The organism is Actinocrispum sp. NPDC049592 (genome assembly GCF_040675465.1).
Lineage (GTDB): Bacteria > Actinomycetota > Actinomycetes > Mycobacteriales > Pseudonocardiaceae > Kibdelosporangium.
Window position 1 is genome coordinate 1 of record NZ_JBFAPA010000032.1, and the last position, 17,893, is coordinate 17,893.

The following is a 17,893-nucleotide window of genomic DNA, read 5'->3' on the forward strand; positions in this document are numbered from 1 at the left end:
AGCAGCGTCCCACCGACTGTGCCGACGACCGGAGTCAGGCTGAGCGCACCGCTGATGCGTTCGTGGAGACCTTGCGGATGGCCGCCCAGTGCCCTGCCAAGCCCACGAAGAACGGTCTGCGCACCCCTGTGGCCATCACGATCTCCTATGACGATCTGCTCAAGGACCTCGATGACCGCATCCTTGTCGGCCCGGACACCTACCTCACCGCACGGGAAGCCCGCCGCATCGCGTGCGACAGCCACGTGTTCCCGGCCGTGCTGGGCAGCAAGTCTGAGCCCCTGGACATCGGTGTCAGTTCGTACACCGTCCCCGCCCACATCCGCCGCGCCTTGATCCTCCGGGATGGTGGCTGCGCCTTCCCCAGTTGCGGAGTACCCGCCAGTGCCTGCGACGGCCACCACATCATCCACTGGCGCAACCACGGCCCCACCAAAATCGACAACCTCGTCCTGCTCTGCCCACACCACCACCGACTAGTGCACCGCAGCGACTGGACCATCCAGATGATCGAGCGCATCCCGCAGTTCATCCCGCCCGCGTACATCGACCCCAGCCGAACCCCCAGAATCAACTCCGCCCGAAGACCCGTCCCCACCGCCGCCTGACCCCAGGGACCTCGCCATCCCTGGGCTACCGGTGTGCTCGAAGTAGGCGCTGGGCGAGGCGCCCCAACCCATCAAGTGCCCATAGACCCACCCCGACCCTGCCCTCGCCACACCCATAGGCCCCAAGTTCAGTTACGACCATCCCAACGCTCCCCGTTACGACCGGAGTCGAGCACAGCTCAGCCCTGCGGAGCGCCCACCGGCCGTCGGGCACCGACGCCGCGCTCCGGGGAAATTCGGGCAACCACCCGATCTTGTTGCTGCTGTGGGGATGCGGGCTGGTGGGGTGAAGCTCTGGTTAAGAGGTTGTGGCGTTCTGTCTTGTCGTCAGGGTGGGGGAGTGGGGGTGGGCAGGGTAGGGTGCCCGAAAGGCTTCTGTTCACTTTGTTCTTGCCCGGGGGTCATCTGCGGGTGGTTGTGGAAAAGTTTCGTGTTCTGGGTCTGCGCGGAATGCGGTAGGTTCCCTTATTGACAGTCTGTGGTTGCCCGTTTTGACAATTGCGCTCCGTCACCGTGGAAAGAACCGCAGCTGGTCGGCACAAACGCCCTGATGTGCGCTGATCATCCCGTGATTGACCATGCGTGCATGTGCATACATGGCAGGTTTATGCCACCGCTACGGGCTGTCGCTGTCTGATTGCTATCGATTGCCAAGTGAATCGTTGCTGGACAGCGGCGGTGAGGCTGTCCTTTGTTCACGCAATTGATCACCCAGCGTCCCGGCGACCGGCACACGTGTCTCGTTCGGCTGATGGCTTTCCCCACTGATACAAAGGTTTAGTCGCGCTCGCCGGGGAATTCGGACGTGGGTGAAGAAGTACTCCCATCGCCCGGATCCATCCGGTATCGTGCGGCTCGTCTGGTCCATTTGGGTGTATCCGTCATGGACAGTCGGTCGATTGGTCTGCGCCTTTCGGTCGATACCGCCGAGGTCGGGAACGGTGTTTCGGGCATGGGAAGTGAATCGGGTGAGAACCGAATCTTCTTCATGTCCGTCAGCGCAAACGGCGTGAACGACCCGGTCGTCAGGATGGATGGGCATTGCATGTTGAGAGTGGTGAAGGTTCCGGAAAACGGCCGTTCGCGTCCGCAAAGACCGCTCGGTCACCCTGCACGTATTCCGTGTAACCGACTAGTGCGGCCCGTGCCTTGCTTGTCGGGTCGCGAAGTCGCCGGACCGCCACGTCTCAAGGAGGGGACATGAGATGACTCCGAACGACACCGCGGTACTCCGGCTCCAGCTTCTGGGCCAGGTCACGGGGTGGCGCGACCAGGCCGAGCTGGAGCTGGGGTCCGCGCACCGCCGTACCGTGCTGGCCCTGCTGGCGTTATCCCCGGGCAGCGTCGTCTCCCGCGAGGAGCTCGTCGACGCGCTCTGGGGCGACCGCCCGCCGGCGAGTGCCAACGGCAGCATCTACACCTATGTCTCCAGCCTGCGCCAGGCGCTGGGCGGCAAGCGGTCCGGCCGCTCCGGCCACGGCCTGCTGGAGTCGGTCGGCTCCGGCTACTCGCTGCGCGTGCCGCACAGCTGTGTCGACGTCTACCGCTTCGACGCCCTGCGCGCGGACGCCCAGCGCTCCTCCACCAGCGGCTCGCTGACCACCGCGCTGACCTCGCTGGACGAGGCGCTGGAGCTCTGGCATGGCGAGGCGCTGTCCGGGCTGACCGGCGGCTTCGCCGAGGCGCAGCGCACCCGGCTCGGCGAGCTGCGGCTGGCCGCCGTCGAGCAGCGCGCCGAGATCGGCCTGGCCGCGCGCCGGCACACCCAGGTCATCGCCGACCTGTCGCAGCTGACCCAGGAACACCCGCTGCGCGAAACGCTGCGCGGGTTGCTGATGCGCGCGCTGCACGAGTCCGGCCGCACCAACGAGGCCCTCGCCGTGTTCGCCGACCTGCGCGAGAAGCTGATCCAGGCCTCCGGCACCGAACCCAGCCCGGCGCTGACCAAGCTGCACGGGCAGATCCTGCAGAACGGCCCGAACGCGGCGCCGGCCGCGGACCAGCCGACCATCCCGATGAACCTGCGCGTCGCGCCCGAGAGCCACGCGCCGCGCTACCGTCCCGTGCGCGCCGACCGGTTCGCCGGCCGCGAGGACATGCTCGGCAAGCTGCGCACCGCGGTCTCCAGCCTGTCCGACGGACGCGGTACAGCTGTACTGGTGCACGGCGAGGCCGGCATCGGCAAGTCCGCTCTGCTGGCCGAGGTGTTCGGCACGCTGCCCGGCGCCCGGTACCTGATCGCCTGGGGCGCGGCGGACGAACTCGGCCCGCATCCCTCGCTGCCGTTCGTCACCGATCTGCTCAACTGCGCCGGAGCCCGGTTCGCGGACGACACGGCCGCCGAGATCGTGCCGCTGGTGCGCCAGATGTGCGCGAAGCGGCCCGTCGTGCTGATCGCCGACGACCTGCAGTGGGCCGACGCCACCACGTTGAAGGTCTGGCGCCACCTGATCCGGCTGACCGACGAGCTGCCGCTGCTGCTGGTCGGCGCGTGCCGCCCGTTACCGCAGCGCGAGGACCTGGAGCAGGTCAAGCTGGACCTGGCCGTGCGCGGCGATCTCGTGCTGCCGGTGGGACCGTTGGCGGAGAAGGCCGTCCGGCGCCTGGTCGAGCACATCGCCGGTGCCCCGCCCGGGCGCGAGCTGACCCAGCTGGCCGCGCAGGCGGCCGGCAACCCGTTGTACATCAAGGAACTGATCGAGAAGCTGGTCGCGGGCGGGCAGATCATCGTCGACGGCGCCGAGGCCTACCCGGCCGAGAACGTCGGCCGGCACGTGCCGCCGTCGGTGAGTGTCCGGATCGCCGACCACCTGACCTTCTTGTCCTGCCCGACAAGGGAAGCGCTGCGCTGGGCGGCGCTGCTGGGCCGCGAGTTCACGCTGAGCGACCTGGCCTCGGCGGTGAACCGGCCGGTGGCCGAGCTGGCCGACGCCGTGGACGAGGCGCTCACCGCGGGCTTCCTGGTGGAGTCCGGCGAGTGGCTGTCGTTCCGCCATCCCATTGTGGGCCAAGTGCTTTACCAGAAGACCCCGGCGAGTATGCGGGTCGCGCTGCACCGCCAGCTGGCCGAGTCGCTGGCCAACGGCGGCGCCCCGGCCAGCCGGGTCGCCGAGCAGCTGACCGCCGCGAAGGTGCCGGTGGACACCTGGGTGAGCGAGTGGCTGACCAGGAACATCGGCCAGATCGCCACCGATTCCCCTTACGTGGCAGTGGATCTGCTGCGGCACGCGGTCGCGCAGGGGACCATGACGCCCGCCGTGCGCGAGACGCTGACGATCACCTTGGCCCGCTTGCTGTTCTGGCTCGGCCAGGAACCGTCCACCGAGGCCCGCCTGGTGCTGGCCCGGACCGCGGACAGCCAGTGCGCGGCCGAGATGCGCTGGATCCTCGCCTATCTGCAGTACCGCCGGGGCCACCGGATGGAGGCCGCCGAGGAGGTCCGCCGGACGCTGGCGGACGGCTCGGTGTCGGACATCTGGCGCACCAGGCACATACGGCTGCGGGAACGGCTGGACCGCGGCGAGACCAGCATGCCGGTGCTGTCCGCGCCGAAGCTGCTGGACGACGGGCTGTTCGCGGACGACATGTCCGCGTCGCTCGCGGTGGCCCGCCGGATGGCGCCCGCGCGGGCGATCCCGGGCGAGATCCACCTGGCCGGTGCGGTGCACTGCTACTGGGTCGGCCGGTGGTCCGAGGCGGCCGAGGAGGTCCGCACGGTGCTGCGCGGCTGCCCGGAGACCTCGTCGTACATGTTGCGCGCGCCCGGCGCGGTGCTGCTGGTCAACGGTCTCGCGGCGACGATCTCCGGTCACCGCGGCGATGTCGACAACGCCAGGGGATACCTGCGGGCCGCGACCGAGCACTCGTTCCCGCAGAGCTCGACCGCCGACTTCGACCCGGACGCGGCCGGTTTCCTCATGGCCGCAACGGCTTTGCTGGCCGAACAGGAGGGACGGCCGGAGCACGCGCTGGACGCGCTCACGCCGATCCTCGACCCGCACTACCCCTCGTCCATGCGCCACCAGTGGCTGCCGCACCTGGCGCGGCTCGCGATGCGGACAGGTGACCGCGAACGCGCGATCCACGCCATGCACGCCGTCCAGGTCGTCGAGGACGGGGTGTCCCATGGGGAGTCGCAGGCGGTCGCCGCGCACTGCCAGGGCCTGGTGACCGAGAACCCGGACCGGATCCTCGCCGCCGCGGCCTACTACCGGACGACTGACCGCGTTCTGCAACTTGCCCGGACGCTGGAGGACGCGGCCGCCCTGCTGGCCAAGCACGGCCGGTTGGACGAGGCCAGGAGCGCGCTGCGGACGGCCCTGGTGACGTACACGCAAATGGGTGCCGGATGGGACGTTCGCCGCGCCGAGGCGCGAATGCGGCCCTTCGGGGTGCGCCGGGCGACCATGGTGCCCTCCGGGGCAGACCAGCCTGCCCTGATCACCCAGGCGGCGTGCCTGCCGGCCCTCGCTCGCGCGGCTGAGAACTGACATGTCCACTTTCTGCCACGAAAAATTGACGGTACGGCAACGATTCGTAGGTTTGATGCGTCTGTAACCGCGGACACATGACCGCTCACTCGCCGAATCGGATACTTGGGGCCGCCACCATGTCACCGCAAGCCAGCGCCGCACTCCGGGTCGAACTGCTCGGCCCCTTGCGGGCGTGGCGAAACTCAGCGGAGATCACCCTCGGACCACCGCGCCAGCGGGCCGTCTTCGCCGTGCTGGCCGCCCGTGCGGGCCGGTCGATCACCCGCGCGGAGCTGATCGCCGCGGTCTGGGGCGACCACCGGCCGGCCAGCGTCGAGGGCAACCTGCACACCTACATCTCCGGCCTGCGCCGGGCGCTGGACCCGGCCCGCTCCGGCCGGTCCACGGTCAGCCTGCTGATGTCGGACAACACCGGGTACGCGGTCCGGGTTGATCCGTCCACGTTGGACACGCTGGTCTTCGAGCGGTTCTGCGAGGACGCGGTGAAGAGCGCGAGCCAGGGCGACCACACGGCGGTGGTCGAGGCGCTGGACGCGGCTTTGGCTTTGTGGCACGGCGACGCGTTGTCCGGGGTGCCCGGTCCGTGGGCGGAGGCGGAACGCGAACGGCTCGCGCACGCGCGGCTGACCGCGATCGAGTGGCGGGCCGCGGCGATGCTGGCGCTGGGGGAGCACCGGGAGCTGTGCGCGGAGCTGGCGAGCCTGGTCCGCGAGCACCCGGTCCGGGAGTCGTTCCGCGAGCTGCTGATGCTGGCGCTGTACCGCAGCGGGCGGCACGCCGACGCGCTGGAGGTGTTCCGCGAGGCGCGGGTCGCGCTGATCGAGGAGCTCGGCGTGGAACCGGGCGAGCCGTTGCGCCGCCTGCACGAGCAGGTGCTGGCGTTCGACCCCGCACTGGACCTTGTGGACACTGCCGAGGCACCCGCCGAGCCCGAGCAGCAGGAACCCGAAGCGGCCGCACTGGTGTCCGTTGTCCCGGTGCACGCGCAGCGCGCGGTCGAGCAGGACGCGGCGGGCCTGTTCGTCGGCCGGGCTGCCGAGGTCGAGCAGTTGCGCGACCTGGTGACCGACGTGGTCGACGGGCGCGGGCGGGTGGTGTGGATCGAGGGTGAGCCGGGCATCGGCAAGACGGACCTGCTCGCGGTCGCGCTGGCCGACGCCAGTGCCCGCGGCTGTCAGGTCGGCTGGGGCACCTGCCACGAGATGAGCTCGCGGGTTCCCTTGCAGGTTCTCAAGGACTGCCTGGGGATCGCGCCGAACGCGGCCGACCCGCGCCGGGCCGTGCTGGCCACCGAGCTGGCCGGGCCCGAGCCGGCCGGGTGGGCCTGGGCGCAGACCGACCCGATCCTGGCGGCGGTGGACAACCTGCTGGCCCTGGTCGACGAGCTGTGTGTGCGGGCGCCGCTGGTGCTGGTCGTGGATGACCTGCAGTGGGCGGACAACGTGAGCCTGCAGGTGTGGCGGCGGCTGACCGCGGCCACCCGCCAGCTCCCGCTGCTGCTGGTCGCCGCGTGCCGCCCGGTGGCCGACCACAACGAGCTGGAACGGTTGCGGCACAGGGCGGACGTCGGCGACGGTGTGTTCATCCCGTTGCGCCCGTTGCCCGCCACCGACACCAAGACCCTTGTGCGCGCGATGGTGGGCACCGAGCCCGGGCCGCGGCTGCGCAGCCTCGTCGCCCGCGCGGCCGGGAACCCGTTCTACGTCAGGGAGATCGTCCAGGCGCTGGTCGAGGGCCAGGCCATCCGGCCGGTCAATGGCGGCTGCGACGTGGACGACACCATCGACTTCGTCGCCCCGGAGTCCCTTGTGGACGCGGTGGACGGCCGCCTCGAGTGCCTGTCCCCGGGGACGCGCGATGTGTTGAGCTGCGCGGCTTTGCTGGGTATCCGGTTCGCCGTCGCCGATGTCGCCACTGTGATGGACCAGCGGCCGGTCGACCTGTTCCCCGCGTTCGAGGAGGCGGTCGCCGCCAACGTGCTGATCGAGGCGGACGAGTACATGGTGTTCCGGCATTCGCTGGTGCACCAAGTGTTCTACGAGCGGCTCGCGGACACCGACAAGGACAAGCTGCACCTGCAGGCCGCCAAGGCGATGGCGGACGCGGGCGCGCCGGTCCAGCGGGTGGCCGAGCAGCTGTCGGCGGCGCCCTCGGCCACCGCGCCCTGGGTGATCGAGTGGCTTTCCACGCACCACAGCGCGTTGTCCAACCGCGCCCCGCTGATCGCGGTGGATCTGCTTGAGCGGGCGGTGGAACGCGTGGACCGCGACGACCCGCATCGCGAGGTCCTGATCGCCGGCCTGGTCACCGTGCTGTTCCGGTTGGAGCGCAAACCCGAAGCCCTGGCGCGCCAGGCGCTCGAGGAGGTCACCGACCCGGTCCGCGCGGCCGCGGTCCGGGAGATGCTCGCCGCGATGCTGTTCCGCAAGGGCAGGCAGCGGGCCGCGATCGACGTGATCGAGCGCTGGTCGGAGGACCCGGGCGTGCCGGAGATCTGGCGGATCCGGCACAAGCAGCTGCTCGCCAACTTCCGCCGTGGTGGTCTGGACGACCTGGAAGCCATGGAGCGCAACGCTCTCACCGCGTTGGCGGACACCGACGGCGACCCGTACCTGACCGCGCACGCGTTGCAGACGTTGTGGCTGGTGAAGTCGGTCTACCGGGACCACAGCGCGGCACTGTCGCATGTGGACGATGCGATCGCGGCCGTGCGGGGCCGGGCCGACCTGGCCGGCATGCACCTGGACCTGCTCGACAACCGGATGTTCACCCTGCAGAACCTCGATCGGCTGGCCGAGGCGGGCCACGCGCTGACCACCGCGCGCGAGGTGGCCGCGACCTATGCTTTGCCGGTGGGCCTTCAGGTTTCCGCGGCCGTGCACCACTACTGGACCGGGCAGTGGGACGATGCTCTCGTCGAGCTGGACACGGTGACCGAGGACGGGCCCGCGATCACGTTCTACGGCCTTCGTGAACCCGGTGCGGCGATGCTTCTGCTGCACGGGGTCGCGGCGCTGATCGCCGCCCGCCGCGACGAGGAGAGCCAGGCCGCGGCGCACCTGGACCAGGCCGAGGGGTTCGCCCCGGCGACCGGCTCGGAACGGGACAGCTTCGACTTCCTCTTGGCCGCGAACTCGATCGTGGCCGAGCGCAGGGGCGACGTGGACCAGGCGCTGGACGCGTTGAAACCGTTGCTCAACCCCACGTACGCGCAGATGCTGCTGCGGCACCAGTGGTTGCCGAGGTTCGTCCGGCTGGCGCTGTCGGCGGGGGACCGGGACCTGGCGACCGCGGCGTTACGCGTGTGCGTGGGCGAGGCCGAACGGGAAAAGCAGCCCGCGCGGGCGTTCGCCGCCGCCGAGTGGGCGCATGGCCTGCTGGAGAACGACTCCGCACGAGTCTTACGCGCGGCTGCGCACTACCGCAAGGTGCGCAGGCGGATGGAGCTGGCCGAGGCGTTGGAGGACGCGGCGGTCCTGCTCGGCACGGCGGGGCACACCGACCGGGCGTCCACCACGTTGAACGAGGCCGTCGAGATCTACGCGGACCTGTCCGCCCGCTGGGACATCAGCCGGGCCGAGGACCGCCTCGGCTCGCTGGGCATCACCAGATCCGTTCAGGCCGCGGCGGAACGGCCGGACACCGGCTGGGAGGCGTTGTCGCCGTTGGAGGTGCGGGTCGCGACACTGGTCGCGGCCGGCTATTCCAACCCGCACATCGCCGGTCAGCTGGCGCTGCCGCGGCGCAACATCCAGACGCACGTGGCGAGTGTCCTGGGCAAGCTCGACACCCAGACGCGGACCGGTATCGCGGACGAGGTGAACCGGCGGGCCCAGGACGGGTAGCGGAGCTACCCGGCGGGGACGGCGTTGCGCGAGATCACTTCACTGTAGAAGCGGGCGCTGTCCTTGACCGTGCGGCGCAACGAGTCGAAGTCGACGTGGATCAGGCCGAACCGCTGCGAGTAGCCCATGGACCACTCGAAGTTGTCCAGCAGCGACCAGGCCACGTAGCCGAGGACGTCCACACCGGACTCGATGGCGTCGTGCACGGCACGGATGTGCGAGGCGAAGTAGGCCGTCCGCTGCGTGTCGTGCACGTGGCCGTCGGGCGAGACTTTGTCCTCAAAGGACGCGCCGTTCTCGGCCACCACCAACGGAAGTCCGTCACAGTACGAATGAAGCCACTGCAACAGGTCGGTCAGTGACGACGGCGTCTGCTCCCAGCCGAACGCGGTCAGCGGACCTCGCGCGGGCAGCACGTTCATGCCGCGCAGGCCGGGCAGCGGGGCGTTGCTGGGCTGGGCCGGGTCGTCGATCGGCGTGACCCTCGTGGGCGCATAGAAGTTCACGCCCAGCCAGTCGATCTTCGCGCCGATGACCTCCAGGTCGCCGTCCTTGATGGCCGGCTCCAGGGCGTCCAGGTGGGCCACGTCGGCGAGCACGTCCTCGGCGTATCCCCGGCCCAGCACGGGATCCAGGAAGAACCGGTTGTGGATGGCGTTCCACTTGCGGACCGCCTCCAGATGCGCGGGCGAGCCGCCGTCGGCCAGCGCGGGCGCGAAGTTCAACGCCAGCGCGAAAACCTGGTCCGGCCGTGCCTGTGCCCGCAGCGCCGTGACCGCGCGCCCGTGGGCGAGCAGGTGGTGGTGTGCTGCCACAAGCGCGGTTCCCGGCTCGCGCACACCAGGGGCGTGCACACCGCTGCCGTAGCCCAGGAACGCCGAACAGAACGGTTCGTTGATAGTCGTCCACTGCCGGATCCGGTCGCCCAGAGCGTCATGCACGACCACCGCGTACTCGGCGAACCGTTCCGCGGTGTCCCGGCTGCGCCAGCCGCCCTCGTCCTCCAGCGCCTGCGGCAGGTCCCAGTGGAACAACGTCGGCAACGGCTCGATCCCGCGCGCCAGCAGCTCGTCCACCAGACGGCTGTAGAAGTCCAGGCCCTCGGGCGCCAGCCGCTTGCCGTCCGGCATCACCCGCGGCCAGGACACCGAGAACCGGTACGCGCCAAGGCCCAGCTCGGACATCAGCCGGACGTCGTCGGTGTACCGGTTGTAGTGGTCGCAGGCGATCCGGCCGTCGTCCCCGCCGAGCACGTTGCCGTCAACGGCGCAGAACGTGTCCCAGATGGACTCTCCGCGCCCCGCCGCCGCGCCCTCGATCTGGTACGACGACGTCCCCGCGCCCCACAGGAACCGGGTCGGGAAGCGCAGCAGAGTCTCGGCCATGGGGGACACCTTTCACGAACCCGCGGATGATGTACCGCGACAGCAACAGGAACAACAGGATCACCGGGATGACGGCGATGGTCGCCGCGGTGAGCATCAGGGTGTAGTCGGTGAAGTAGCCACTGGCCAGCCTCGACAGGGCGACCTGCACGGTCGGCGCCTCGTTCGGGTCCAGCACCACCAGCGGCCAGAAGTAGTCGTTCCACGAGGCCATGAAGGTCAGCATGGCCAGTACGGCGGCATGCGGGCGCAAGGCGGGCAGCGCGACATGCCAGTAGATCCTGGCGATCGGGGCACCGTCCAGCCGGGCGGCGTCCACCAGATCGTCCGGAATGGACTCATGGGCCGCCTGGCGCATCCAGAACACGCTGAACGCGCTCACCAGCCCGGGCACGATCACCGCCTCCAGCCGGCCGTACCAACCGAGACGGTCCACCACCAGGTACAACGGGATGATGCCCAGCTGCGCGGGGATCATCACGGTGGCCATCACGAACAGGAAAAGCCCGTTGCGGCCGGGAAAACGCAGCTTGGCGAAGGCGAACCCGGCCAGCGAGGCCAGGAACACGTTGGACACCGACACCGTCGTCGCCACGATCAGCGAGTTCTGCATGGCCAGCCAGAAGTCCACCGTGGTGAACACCCGGTCGATGTTCTCGAGCAGGTGCCCGCCCGGCAGCAGCACCGGCGTCGCCGACCCGATCGCCGAGTTGTCCTGTGTGGACACCACGAACGACCAGTACATCGGGAACACCGAGCCGGCCACGACCGCGATCAGGGCGCCGTAGACCAGCGGCCTCGGTCTGCGGCCGCGCACAAGCGAAGACGGAGAAGTGCGGATGGTCATGCCTTTCTGATCAGGCGCCGGGCGATGAGCACGTTCACCAGCGCGAACAGGACGCAGATCATCGACATGACCCAGGAGATCGCCGCCGCGTAACCGGCGTCGAGCCCGGTGAACCCCTTCTCGTACAAGTACATCGTGACGGTCTGGAACTGGCGGTCGTTGCCGCCGACGTTGGTGTTGCCGAACAGCTGCGGCTCGGTGAACAGCTGCAGCCCGTTGATGGTCGAGGCCACCACGGTGAACAGCAGCGTCGGCCGGATGCCCGGCAGGGTCACCGACCAGAACGACCGCCACCGGGACGCACCGTCCACGGCGGCGGCCTCGTAGAGCTCGGCAGGCACGGCCTGCATCGCCGCGAGGTAGATCAACGCGTTGTACCCGGTCCACCGCCAGGCCACCATCGAGGCGACGGCCAGGTGCGAGGACCAGGTGTGGGCCTGCCAGGACACCGGATCGATGCCCACCAGGCCCAGAACCCAGTTCACCACCCCGTAGTCCCGGCCGTAGAGCTGTGCGAACACCAGCGCCACGGCCGCCACCGACACCACGTTGGGCAGCACGATCCCGGCCCGCCAGGCCGTCGCCATCCGAAGTGGACGGTCCAGCAGCAGCGCGATCCCCAGTGCCAGGATGGTCTGCGGGATCGCGCCGATGAGGAAGATGCTGACCGTGTTGGCCAGCGCGTTGTAGAACTTCGGGTCGGCCAGCACCTGCGCGTAGTTGGCCAGCCCGACGAACCCCTGGTCCCCGTTGATCAGCTGCCAGTCGTGCAGCGAGACCCAGCTGGTGTACAGCGTGGGGAACACTCCGAACAACGCGAACACCACGAAGAACGGCGCGATGAACAGGTATGGGGTGAGTCGTCGGTCCAGCAACTCCGGCGCGTACCTTCCGTCCGAGGACAACTACTTGATGATGGCTGCGCGGGCGTCCTTGACCGCCTCGCTGAACGCGTCCGTGATCCCCTGCGACTTCTCCTCGATCCGGCCCAGTGCCCGGCCGAAGTTGGGCCGTACATCGGCATCGTGCAGCCCACGATAATTCGGCGTGAGCGAGTCCGCGGACTTGGCGAAGATCTGCCCGATGGGCGCGTCACTGAAATAGTGGTTGGTCGTTTGCAGCACTTCCGGATCGTGGTAGACCGCCGGTTCGCTGGACAGGATCCCCTTGTCCTTGAACAGCCGTTTCTGCTGTTCCGGCGCGGTCAGCCAGCTGGCCAGCTCATAGGCCTGCTTCTGGTGCGCGCCCTGCTTGGGGATGGTCAGGAACGAACCGCCCTGGTTGCCGCCCGAGTTCGGGATCGTGGTGACGTCCCACTTGCCCGCGTTCTCCGGGCCGGCCGCCTGCTCGATCAGCGCGAGCATCCAGGCCGGGCAGGCCAGCGTGGCGAACGAGCCCTGCTTGAGACCCACGGTCCACGGCGTGCTGTAGGTCGCCACCGCCGCGGTCTGCCCCTTCACCCCGATCCCCCCGGCCAGGTAGAAGGCGTGCTGCAGGTTCGGGTTGCGGTCGGCGATGAACGAGTCGTCCTTGGCCGCGAAGTAGTTCTCGGTGGCCTGGTTGAGCATGGCCGCGTAGACGGTGCCCGCCGAGTCGGTGAACTTGGCGCCGGTCTTGGCCTTGCCGAACCTGTCGGCCACCTTCGCGAAGTCCTCCCAGGTCGGCCAGAGCTTGGCGACCTCATCGCGGTTGGTGGGCAGCTTGGCCTTCTCGAACAGGTCCCGGCGGTAGCACATGGCCAGGCCGCCCATGTCCGTGCCGAGACCCATGACGAACTTGCCGCCGTCGGTGACGCCCTGCTCCCACTTCCACGGCGTCCACTGGTCCTTCAGCCGCAGCGCGCCGAAGTCGGCCAGGTTGGCGAACTTGTCGGTCGACTGCCGGAACTGCGGCAGGTACTGCTCCTCCACCGCGACGATGTCCGCGGCGCCCCGGCCGGTGGCCAGCTGGGTGATGAAGCTCTTGTGGTGTGCGTCGAACTCGGCGACCCGGCTCTCGATCTGGATGTCCGGGTGCGCCGCCTGGTAGTCCGCGAACAGTTTCTCGTAGCCGAACTCCCCGAACGTGGCCACGGTGATCTTGGTCTTGCCATCCTGCGCGGTCGAGCTGCCGCACCCCGCGATCATCGAGGTGACAGTGGCCGCGATGGCTAGCAGTGTGAATCCATGCCTTGCCAAAGCTCGAACCCTCCTAGGAGACCCTCTGGTGGGTTCGAGCCTGCAACCAGGCTCTTCATGAATTCTCTACTGCGTGAGGCACTTCTTCAGGTGGTGCGCCATCACCTCGGCTGACCTGGGCCGATGTGCCGGGTCGGGGTGGGTGGCCCACTCCAGGACGCGGTGGTAGGGCGACAGGCTGGGAGTATGCGTGAAGTTCATGTCGGCCGCGCTGCGGCTCTCGAAGTCGGTCGACAGCGCCGCCATCGTGCGCCCGACGGCATACAGGTCCGACGCGATCGACGGACCGTACGAGCCCAGCTCGGGCGCGGCGAACCCGGCGGTGTGGATCAGCGGGCTCTTGTTGTCGCCGATCCGGCGCATGCCGCCGAGGTCGATCAGCTTCACCTGGTCGCGCACCTGCAGCACGTTGCTCGGCTTGAGGTCGCAGTAGAGCAGTCCGACGCTGTGCAGGTAGCCGAAGGCCGACAGGATCTCCAGGCCGTAGGCGATGACCTGCTCGTCGGGCAGCGCGCGGCGGGTCTGGTTGTAGTGGTTCAGCGCGATGTCCCGCAGGGTCGGGCCGCCCAGGTACTCCATCACCAGGAAGTTGGTCTTGGCCCGCTCGTGCCAGACGAAGTCGTGGATCTTCACGACGTTCGGGTGGTCGACCTCGCGCAGGAACTGCTGCTCGGCCATGGCCGCGGCCAGCGCCTCCGGGTTGCCGGTGTGGATCATGCCCTTGAGCACCACCCACTCGCCCCGGCGGTGGTCCTTGGCCAGGTGGATCCAGCCCTGGCCGCCGTAGCTCAGGCAGCCCATCACCTCGTAGACCGCGCCGACCACGTCACCGGTCTGCAGCTTGGGAACGAACGAGAAGGGCGTGCCGCACTGGAAGCACCGGCCCTCGGCGTCGCCGGGCCTGCGGCCGTCGCTGCGGCCGACCGGGGAGAAGCACCCCACGCAGAACCGGGCCTCCTCGGCCACCATCGGGTTCCGCATGATCGCGGCGGTCGGGTCGCGGTAGGGCATCACCGGCACGTCCACCAGGCCCGCGCCCAGCGTCGGCCCGGCCGGTTTGCGCGGCTGCGGCGCGGGCGGCCGGATCCACGCGGTCGGCGCGGCCATCTCCAGGTGGCTGGGCGCCGCGCTCTGCGCGGTGACCGGCTCCTGGGTGAGCCAGTCGCCCGGCGGTGTCGCGCCGGGTTTGTCGCTCGCGCCGCAGACGACGCAGATGTGGTCGAGCATGCGGCCTGAGCAACCGGGCCGCCGGCAGTCCGGCAGCGGCGCCGGGCGCACGCCTTCGCCGTGCTGGAATTGGGTGGCTTCCATGCCTGGGAAGCTATCCGCGGCGGCACTGGTGAAAACCCCGGAAATGGTCACGGTGTAGGGATTCCACCCGTGCCGGCAAACCAGGTGATTCCCTGGAAGAGCGCCGCTGACGTGCGGTCATACCTCGGTCCGACTGATATTTCAGCCAGGAGATGAATGCCGTCGGCGGGTCAGACTGGCCGCCAGGAAATCACGTGTGGCCCTAGGGGAGCGTTATGTCCATGCCTGCAGCCGCAGTGCCAGAGGCCGAGCCAGAGCGGCCCAAGAGCCTGAAGATGTTGTTGTCGTTCGTCGGCCCGCATAAGAAAACGCTTGCGCTGGGCCTGGTTTTCGGGATCGGCGCCGCGGCCGCCGGTCTCGCCCTGCCCATGAGCATCCGCCAGGTGCTCGACAACCTCGGTAAGAACCAGCCGATCATGGATGTCCTGCTGCCGATCGTGGTGCTGGTCGCCGCGGCCGCGCTGCTCGGCTTCGGCCAGGGCGTGCTGCTCGGCCGCCTCGGTGAGCGGGTCGTGTACTCGGCCCGTGCCAACATGGTCTACAAGTTGCTGCGCGCCAAGACCACGGCGCTGTCCAAACACCCCGGCGGCGAGCTGGTCGCCCGGGTGACCTCCGACTCGACGCTGCTGCGCCGGGCGACGGCCAACAGCATCGTCCAGCTGACCAAGTCGCTGATCATGCTGATCGGCTCGATCGTGCTGATGCTGGTGCTCGCGCCGATGCTGCTGCTGATCACGGTGGGCAGCATCGCGGTGATCTTCCTGATCGTCTCGCTGCTGATGCCCGGTCTCGCGCGCGCGAACGAGCGCACGCAGGACGCGATCGGCCGGCTGGGCGGCACGCTGGACAGCGTCCTGCGCGCGATCAAGACGGTGAAGGCGAGCCGTTCGGAGGGCCGTGAGGGCGAGCGGGTGCTCGGCGAGGCCCAGGAGGCCGCGAACCAGGGCATCAAGGCGTCGGTGATCCAGACCATGTCGGCGGTGATCGCCGGAGCGGGTTCACAGCTGGCCATCATGATCGTGCTGGCCATCGGCGCGTGGCAGATCTCCGACGGCCTGATCACGGTGGCCACCCTGGTGGCGTTCCTGCTCTACGCGCTGCAGCTGGTCGACCCGGTGATGCAGACCATCGCCTCGGTGGCCGAGCTGCAGGTCGGCCTGGCCGCCGCCGCCCGGATCGCCGAGATCGACACGCTGGAGACCGAGCACGACTCGCCGAACGCCATCACGGTGCCGCCGAGCAACAACCAGTTCGTCGCGGAGTTCCAGGGCGTCACGGCGACCTACGACCCGGCCAAGCCGCCGGTCATCCAGAACCTGAACCTGCGCATCCCTCGCTACGGGCACACCGCGATCGTCGGCCCGTCCGGCGCCGGCAAGACCACGATCTTCACGCTGCTGCTGCGGTTCATGGACATCAGCGCAGGCGAGGTGCGCCTGGAGGGCGTGTCCACCACCCAGTGGTCGCTCGACCAGCTGCGCGGCAAGATCGTCTACGTGGAGCAGGAGACCCCGCTGCTGCCCGGCAGCCTGCGCTACAACCTCTCCTACTTCCGCCAGGACGCCTCGGACGGCGACATCTGGGAGGCGCTGCGCAAGGTCCGGCTGGCGCCGAAGTTCGAGTCGATCCAGAACGCGCTGGACACCGACCTGACCGCGACCACCATGTCCGGTGGCGAGCGCCAGCGCATCGCCCTGGCCCGCGCGCTGGTCGCGCGGCCGCAGATCCTGCTGCTCGACGAGGCCACCGCCCAGCTCGACGGCATCACCGAGTCGGCGGTGCAGGACTGCATCAAGGCGGCCGGCCAGTCCGGTGCGGTGGTCACCATCGCGCACCGGCTGTCCACGGTCATCGACGCCGACCTGATCGTCGTCATGGAGAAGGGTGCCGCCCGCGCGGCCGGCACGCACAACGAGCTGCTGGCCCGCGACGAGCTCTACCGAGACCTGATCGCGGCCCTGCGCATCGGTCCCACCCAGCCCGAACAGCCCGAGCCGGAGCCCGTTCCCGCCCGGATGTCCGAGCGTGAGTACTCCCGTATGTCCGGTTCGGTGTACGCCTCCATGGCCGGCGGCTACACGGGCTTCAGCTGGTTCCCCATGCGACGCCGCTCGCAGCAGTCGCGGGTCGCGGAGGAGCAGTGGATGCACGTCCCGACGCGCGAGCTCGCGCCGTCCCGCCGCCGTTACTGACGGCGGTTGTCTACGACCCGATCGGCGTCTCTATTTCGCACCACATGCGAGGCGCGCGAGGGAGAGGTGAAGTGAATGCCGACCTCGACAGAGGCAAATGTCCCGGCCGTCGACATCGAACCGGAGAAGCTGACCTACCTGCCGATGATCGCGAAGATCGTGATCGATGTGGTGATTCCGGTCGCGGGGTACTACGCACTGCGTGCGTTCGGTGTCCCGCAGATCACCGCACTGGTGCTGACATCGGTGCCCGCGGTGGTGTATTTCGCCTACCGGATCGTCCGCGGCAGGCGGATCGACGCATTCGAACTGTTCGTCCTGGCCATTGTGGCCGCGTCGAACACGGCGTCGGTGCTGGACGGCAGCGCCCGGCTGCTGCTGTCCATGGACGGGTGGGTGTCGCTGGGCATCGCGCTGGCCTGCCTGGTTTCGCTCGTGGCCGGTCGTCCCCTGGTCTACCTGCTGATTCGCTCGCTGCTGGACAACACTCCGGCGCGCGAGCGGCTGCGGACCCGGGAGTGGGACTGGTGGTTCACGAGTGACTCCTGGTTCCGCAAACCGTGGGTCTACTCGACCAAGGTGTGGGCCGGTCTGTGCCTGCTGACCGGCGCCGTCCGGCTGGGCATAGCGTTTCTGGCACCGGTCGACCTCGCTCCGTTGCTGCTGGGCATCATGGCGCTCGACATCGTGGTTTTCCTGCAGTTCTGGCAGAGCTGGTATCTGCGCAGGCATTTCCGGAAAGGCCGGGGTTTCCTGCCCGAACAGGACCGGCCGGAACCGGTGGGAATGTACACGTACTTCCACCAGCTCAAGCCGCGTACCGCCACCGCTGAGTGATTACCTGGAGTATGCGGGAAACCCCCTCGTGGACACCGTCCGCGAGGGGGTTCCGCTAATAGTGGTGAAGATGGTGTAGAGACGGCGACACGCCGTGAAAATGCCAGTCTCGATCGGACTAGGTGTTTCCTTCATACGGCTCTATACGCCGTGAAGGTTCTGTGGTGAGGCCATGAAGTGGGCTAGGCCAAGCTTTGT

At 68.8% G+C, this 17,893-nt stretch carries 10 protein-coding genes; 5 read left to right on the top strand and 5 right to left on the bottom strand.

From position 1 onward, the window contains the following. From AB0J95_RS49825 to AB0J95_RS49835, 3 genes are all read left to right on the top strand, one after another. Positions 1-608, top strand: a 608-nt coding sequence (locus AB0J95_RS49825) for a DUF222 domain-containing protein (RefSeq protein ID WP_364773653.1), incomplete at its 5' end; no start/stop codon positions are given. Positions 609-1,813: 1,205 nt separating this feature from the next. Further along, positions 1,814-5,098, top strand: a complete 3,285-nt coding sequence (locus tag AB0J95_RS49830; RefSeq protein ID WP_364773654.1) for a BTAD domain-containing putative transcriptional regulator — start codon at positions 1,814-1,816, stop codon at positions 5,096-5,098. Between the two features lie 119 nt (positions 5,099-5,217). Continuing rightward, positions 5,218-8,946 (top strand): BTAD domain-containing putative transcriptional regulator, encoded by a 3,729-nt coding sequence (locus AB0J95_RS49835; RefSeq protein WP_364773656.1) that lies wholly within the window; start codon positions 5,218-5,220, stop codon positions 8,944-8,946. Positions 8,947-8,951: 5 nt separating this feature from the next. On the opposite strand, the gene AB0J95_RS49840 is transcribed toward AB0J95_RS49835, so the two are convergent. From AB0J95_RS49840 to AB0J95_RS49860, 5 genes are all read right to left on the bottom strand, one after another. Further along, positions 8,952-10,316: a GH1 family beta-glucosidase gene (locus tag AB0J95_RS49840; protein WP_364773681.1), complete on the bottom strand. Its 1,365-nt coding sequence runs from the start codon at positions 10,314-10,316 to the stop codon at positions 8,952-8,954. Continuing rightward, positions 10,207-11,178 (bottom strand): carbohydrate ABC transporter permease, encoded by a 972-nt coding sequence (locus tag AB0J95_RS49845; RefSeq protein ID WP_364773657.1) that lies wholly within the window; start codon positions 11,176-11,178, stop codon positions 10,207-10,209. The genes AB0J95_RS49840 and AB0J95_RS49845 overlap by 110 nt, the downstream gene beginning before the upstream one ends. After that, positions 11,175-12,083 carry a sugar ABC transporter permease gene (locus AB0J95_RS49850; RefSeq protein WP_364773659.1) on the bottom strand — a complete coding sequence of 303 codons (909 nt, stop codon included), beginning with the start codon at positions 12,081-12,083 and terminating at the stop codon, positions 11,175-11,177. The genes AB0J95_RS49845 and AB0J95_RS49850 overlap by 4 nt, the downstream gene beginning before the upstream one ends. Further along, the gene (locus AB0J95_RS49855) at positions 12,084-13,304 is read right to left on the bottom strand and encodes an extracellular solute-binding protein (RefSeq protein WP_364773661.1); all 1,221 of its coding nucleotides are present in this window, start codon (positions 13,302-13,304) and stop codon (positions 12,084-12,086) included. It lies immediately after the preceding gene. Positions 13,305-13,421: 117 nt separating this feature from the next. Beyond that, complete coding sequence (locus AB0J95_RS49860) at positions 13,422-14,666, bottom strand: serine/threonine protein kinase (RefSeq protein WP_364773663.1); 1,245 nt, start codon at positions 14,664-14,666, stop codon at positions 13,422-13,424. A 221-nt stretch (positions 14,667-14,887) separates the two neighbouring features. Here AB0J95_RS49860 and AB0J95_RS49865 point away from each other — a divergent pair, with 221 nt between their 5' ends. Then, on the top strand, positions 14,888-16,858 hold the full coding sequence (locus tag AB0J95_RS49865) for an ABC transporter ATP-binding protein (RefSeq protein ID WP_364773664.1): 1,971 nt from the start codon (positions 14,888-14,890) through the stop codon (positions 16,856-16,858). Positions 16,859-16,933: 75 nt separating this feature from the next. Beyond that, positions 16,934-17,695 (top strand): VC0807 family protein, encoded by a 762-nt coding sequence (locus AB0J95_RS49870; RefSeq protein WP_364773665.1) that lies wholly within the window; start codon positions 16,934-16,936, stop codon positions 17,693-17,695. Positions 17,696-17,893: the final 198 nt, after the last annotated feature.

What these genes read in the sequence shown, in the direction of transcription:
- AB0J95_RS49830 (WP_364773654.1), top strand. Translation starts at nt 1,814, where the DNA reads ATGACTCCGAACGACACCGCGGTACTCCGGCTCCAGCTTCTGGGCCAG.
- AB0J95_RS49835 (WP_364773656.1), top strand. Translation starts at nt 5,218, where the DNA reads ATGTCACCGCAAGCCAGCGCCGCACTCCGGGTCGAACTGCTCGGCCCC.
- AB0J95_RS49845 (WP_364773657.1), bottom strand. Translation starts at nt 11,178, where the DNA reads ATGACCATCCGCACTTCTCCGTCTTCGCTTGTGCGCGGCCGCAGACCG.
- AB0J95_RS49855 (WP_364773661.1), bottom strand. Translation starts at nt 13,304, where the DNA reads ATGATCGCGGGGTGCGGCAGCTCGACCGCGCAGGATGGCAAGACCAAG.
- AB0J95_RS49860 (WP_364773663.1), bottom strand. Translation starts at nt 14,666, where the DNA reads ATGGAAGCCACCCAATTCCAGCACGGCGAAGGCGTGCGCCCGGCGCCG.
- AB0J95_RS49865 (WP_364773664.1), top strand. Translation starts at nt 14,888, where the DNA reads ATGCCTGCAGCCGCAGTGCCAGAGGCCGAGCCAGAGCGGCCCAAGAGC.
- AB0J95_RS49870 (WP_364773665.1), top strand. Translation starts at nt 16,934, where the DNA reads ATGCCGACCTCGACAGAGGCAAATGTCCCGGCCGTCGACATCGAACCG.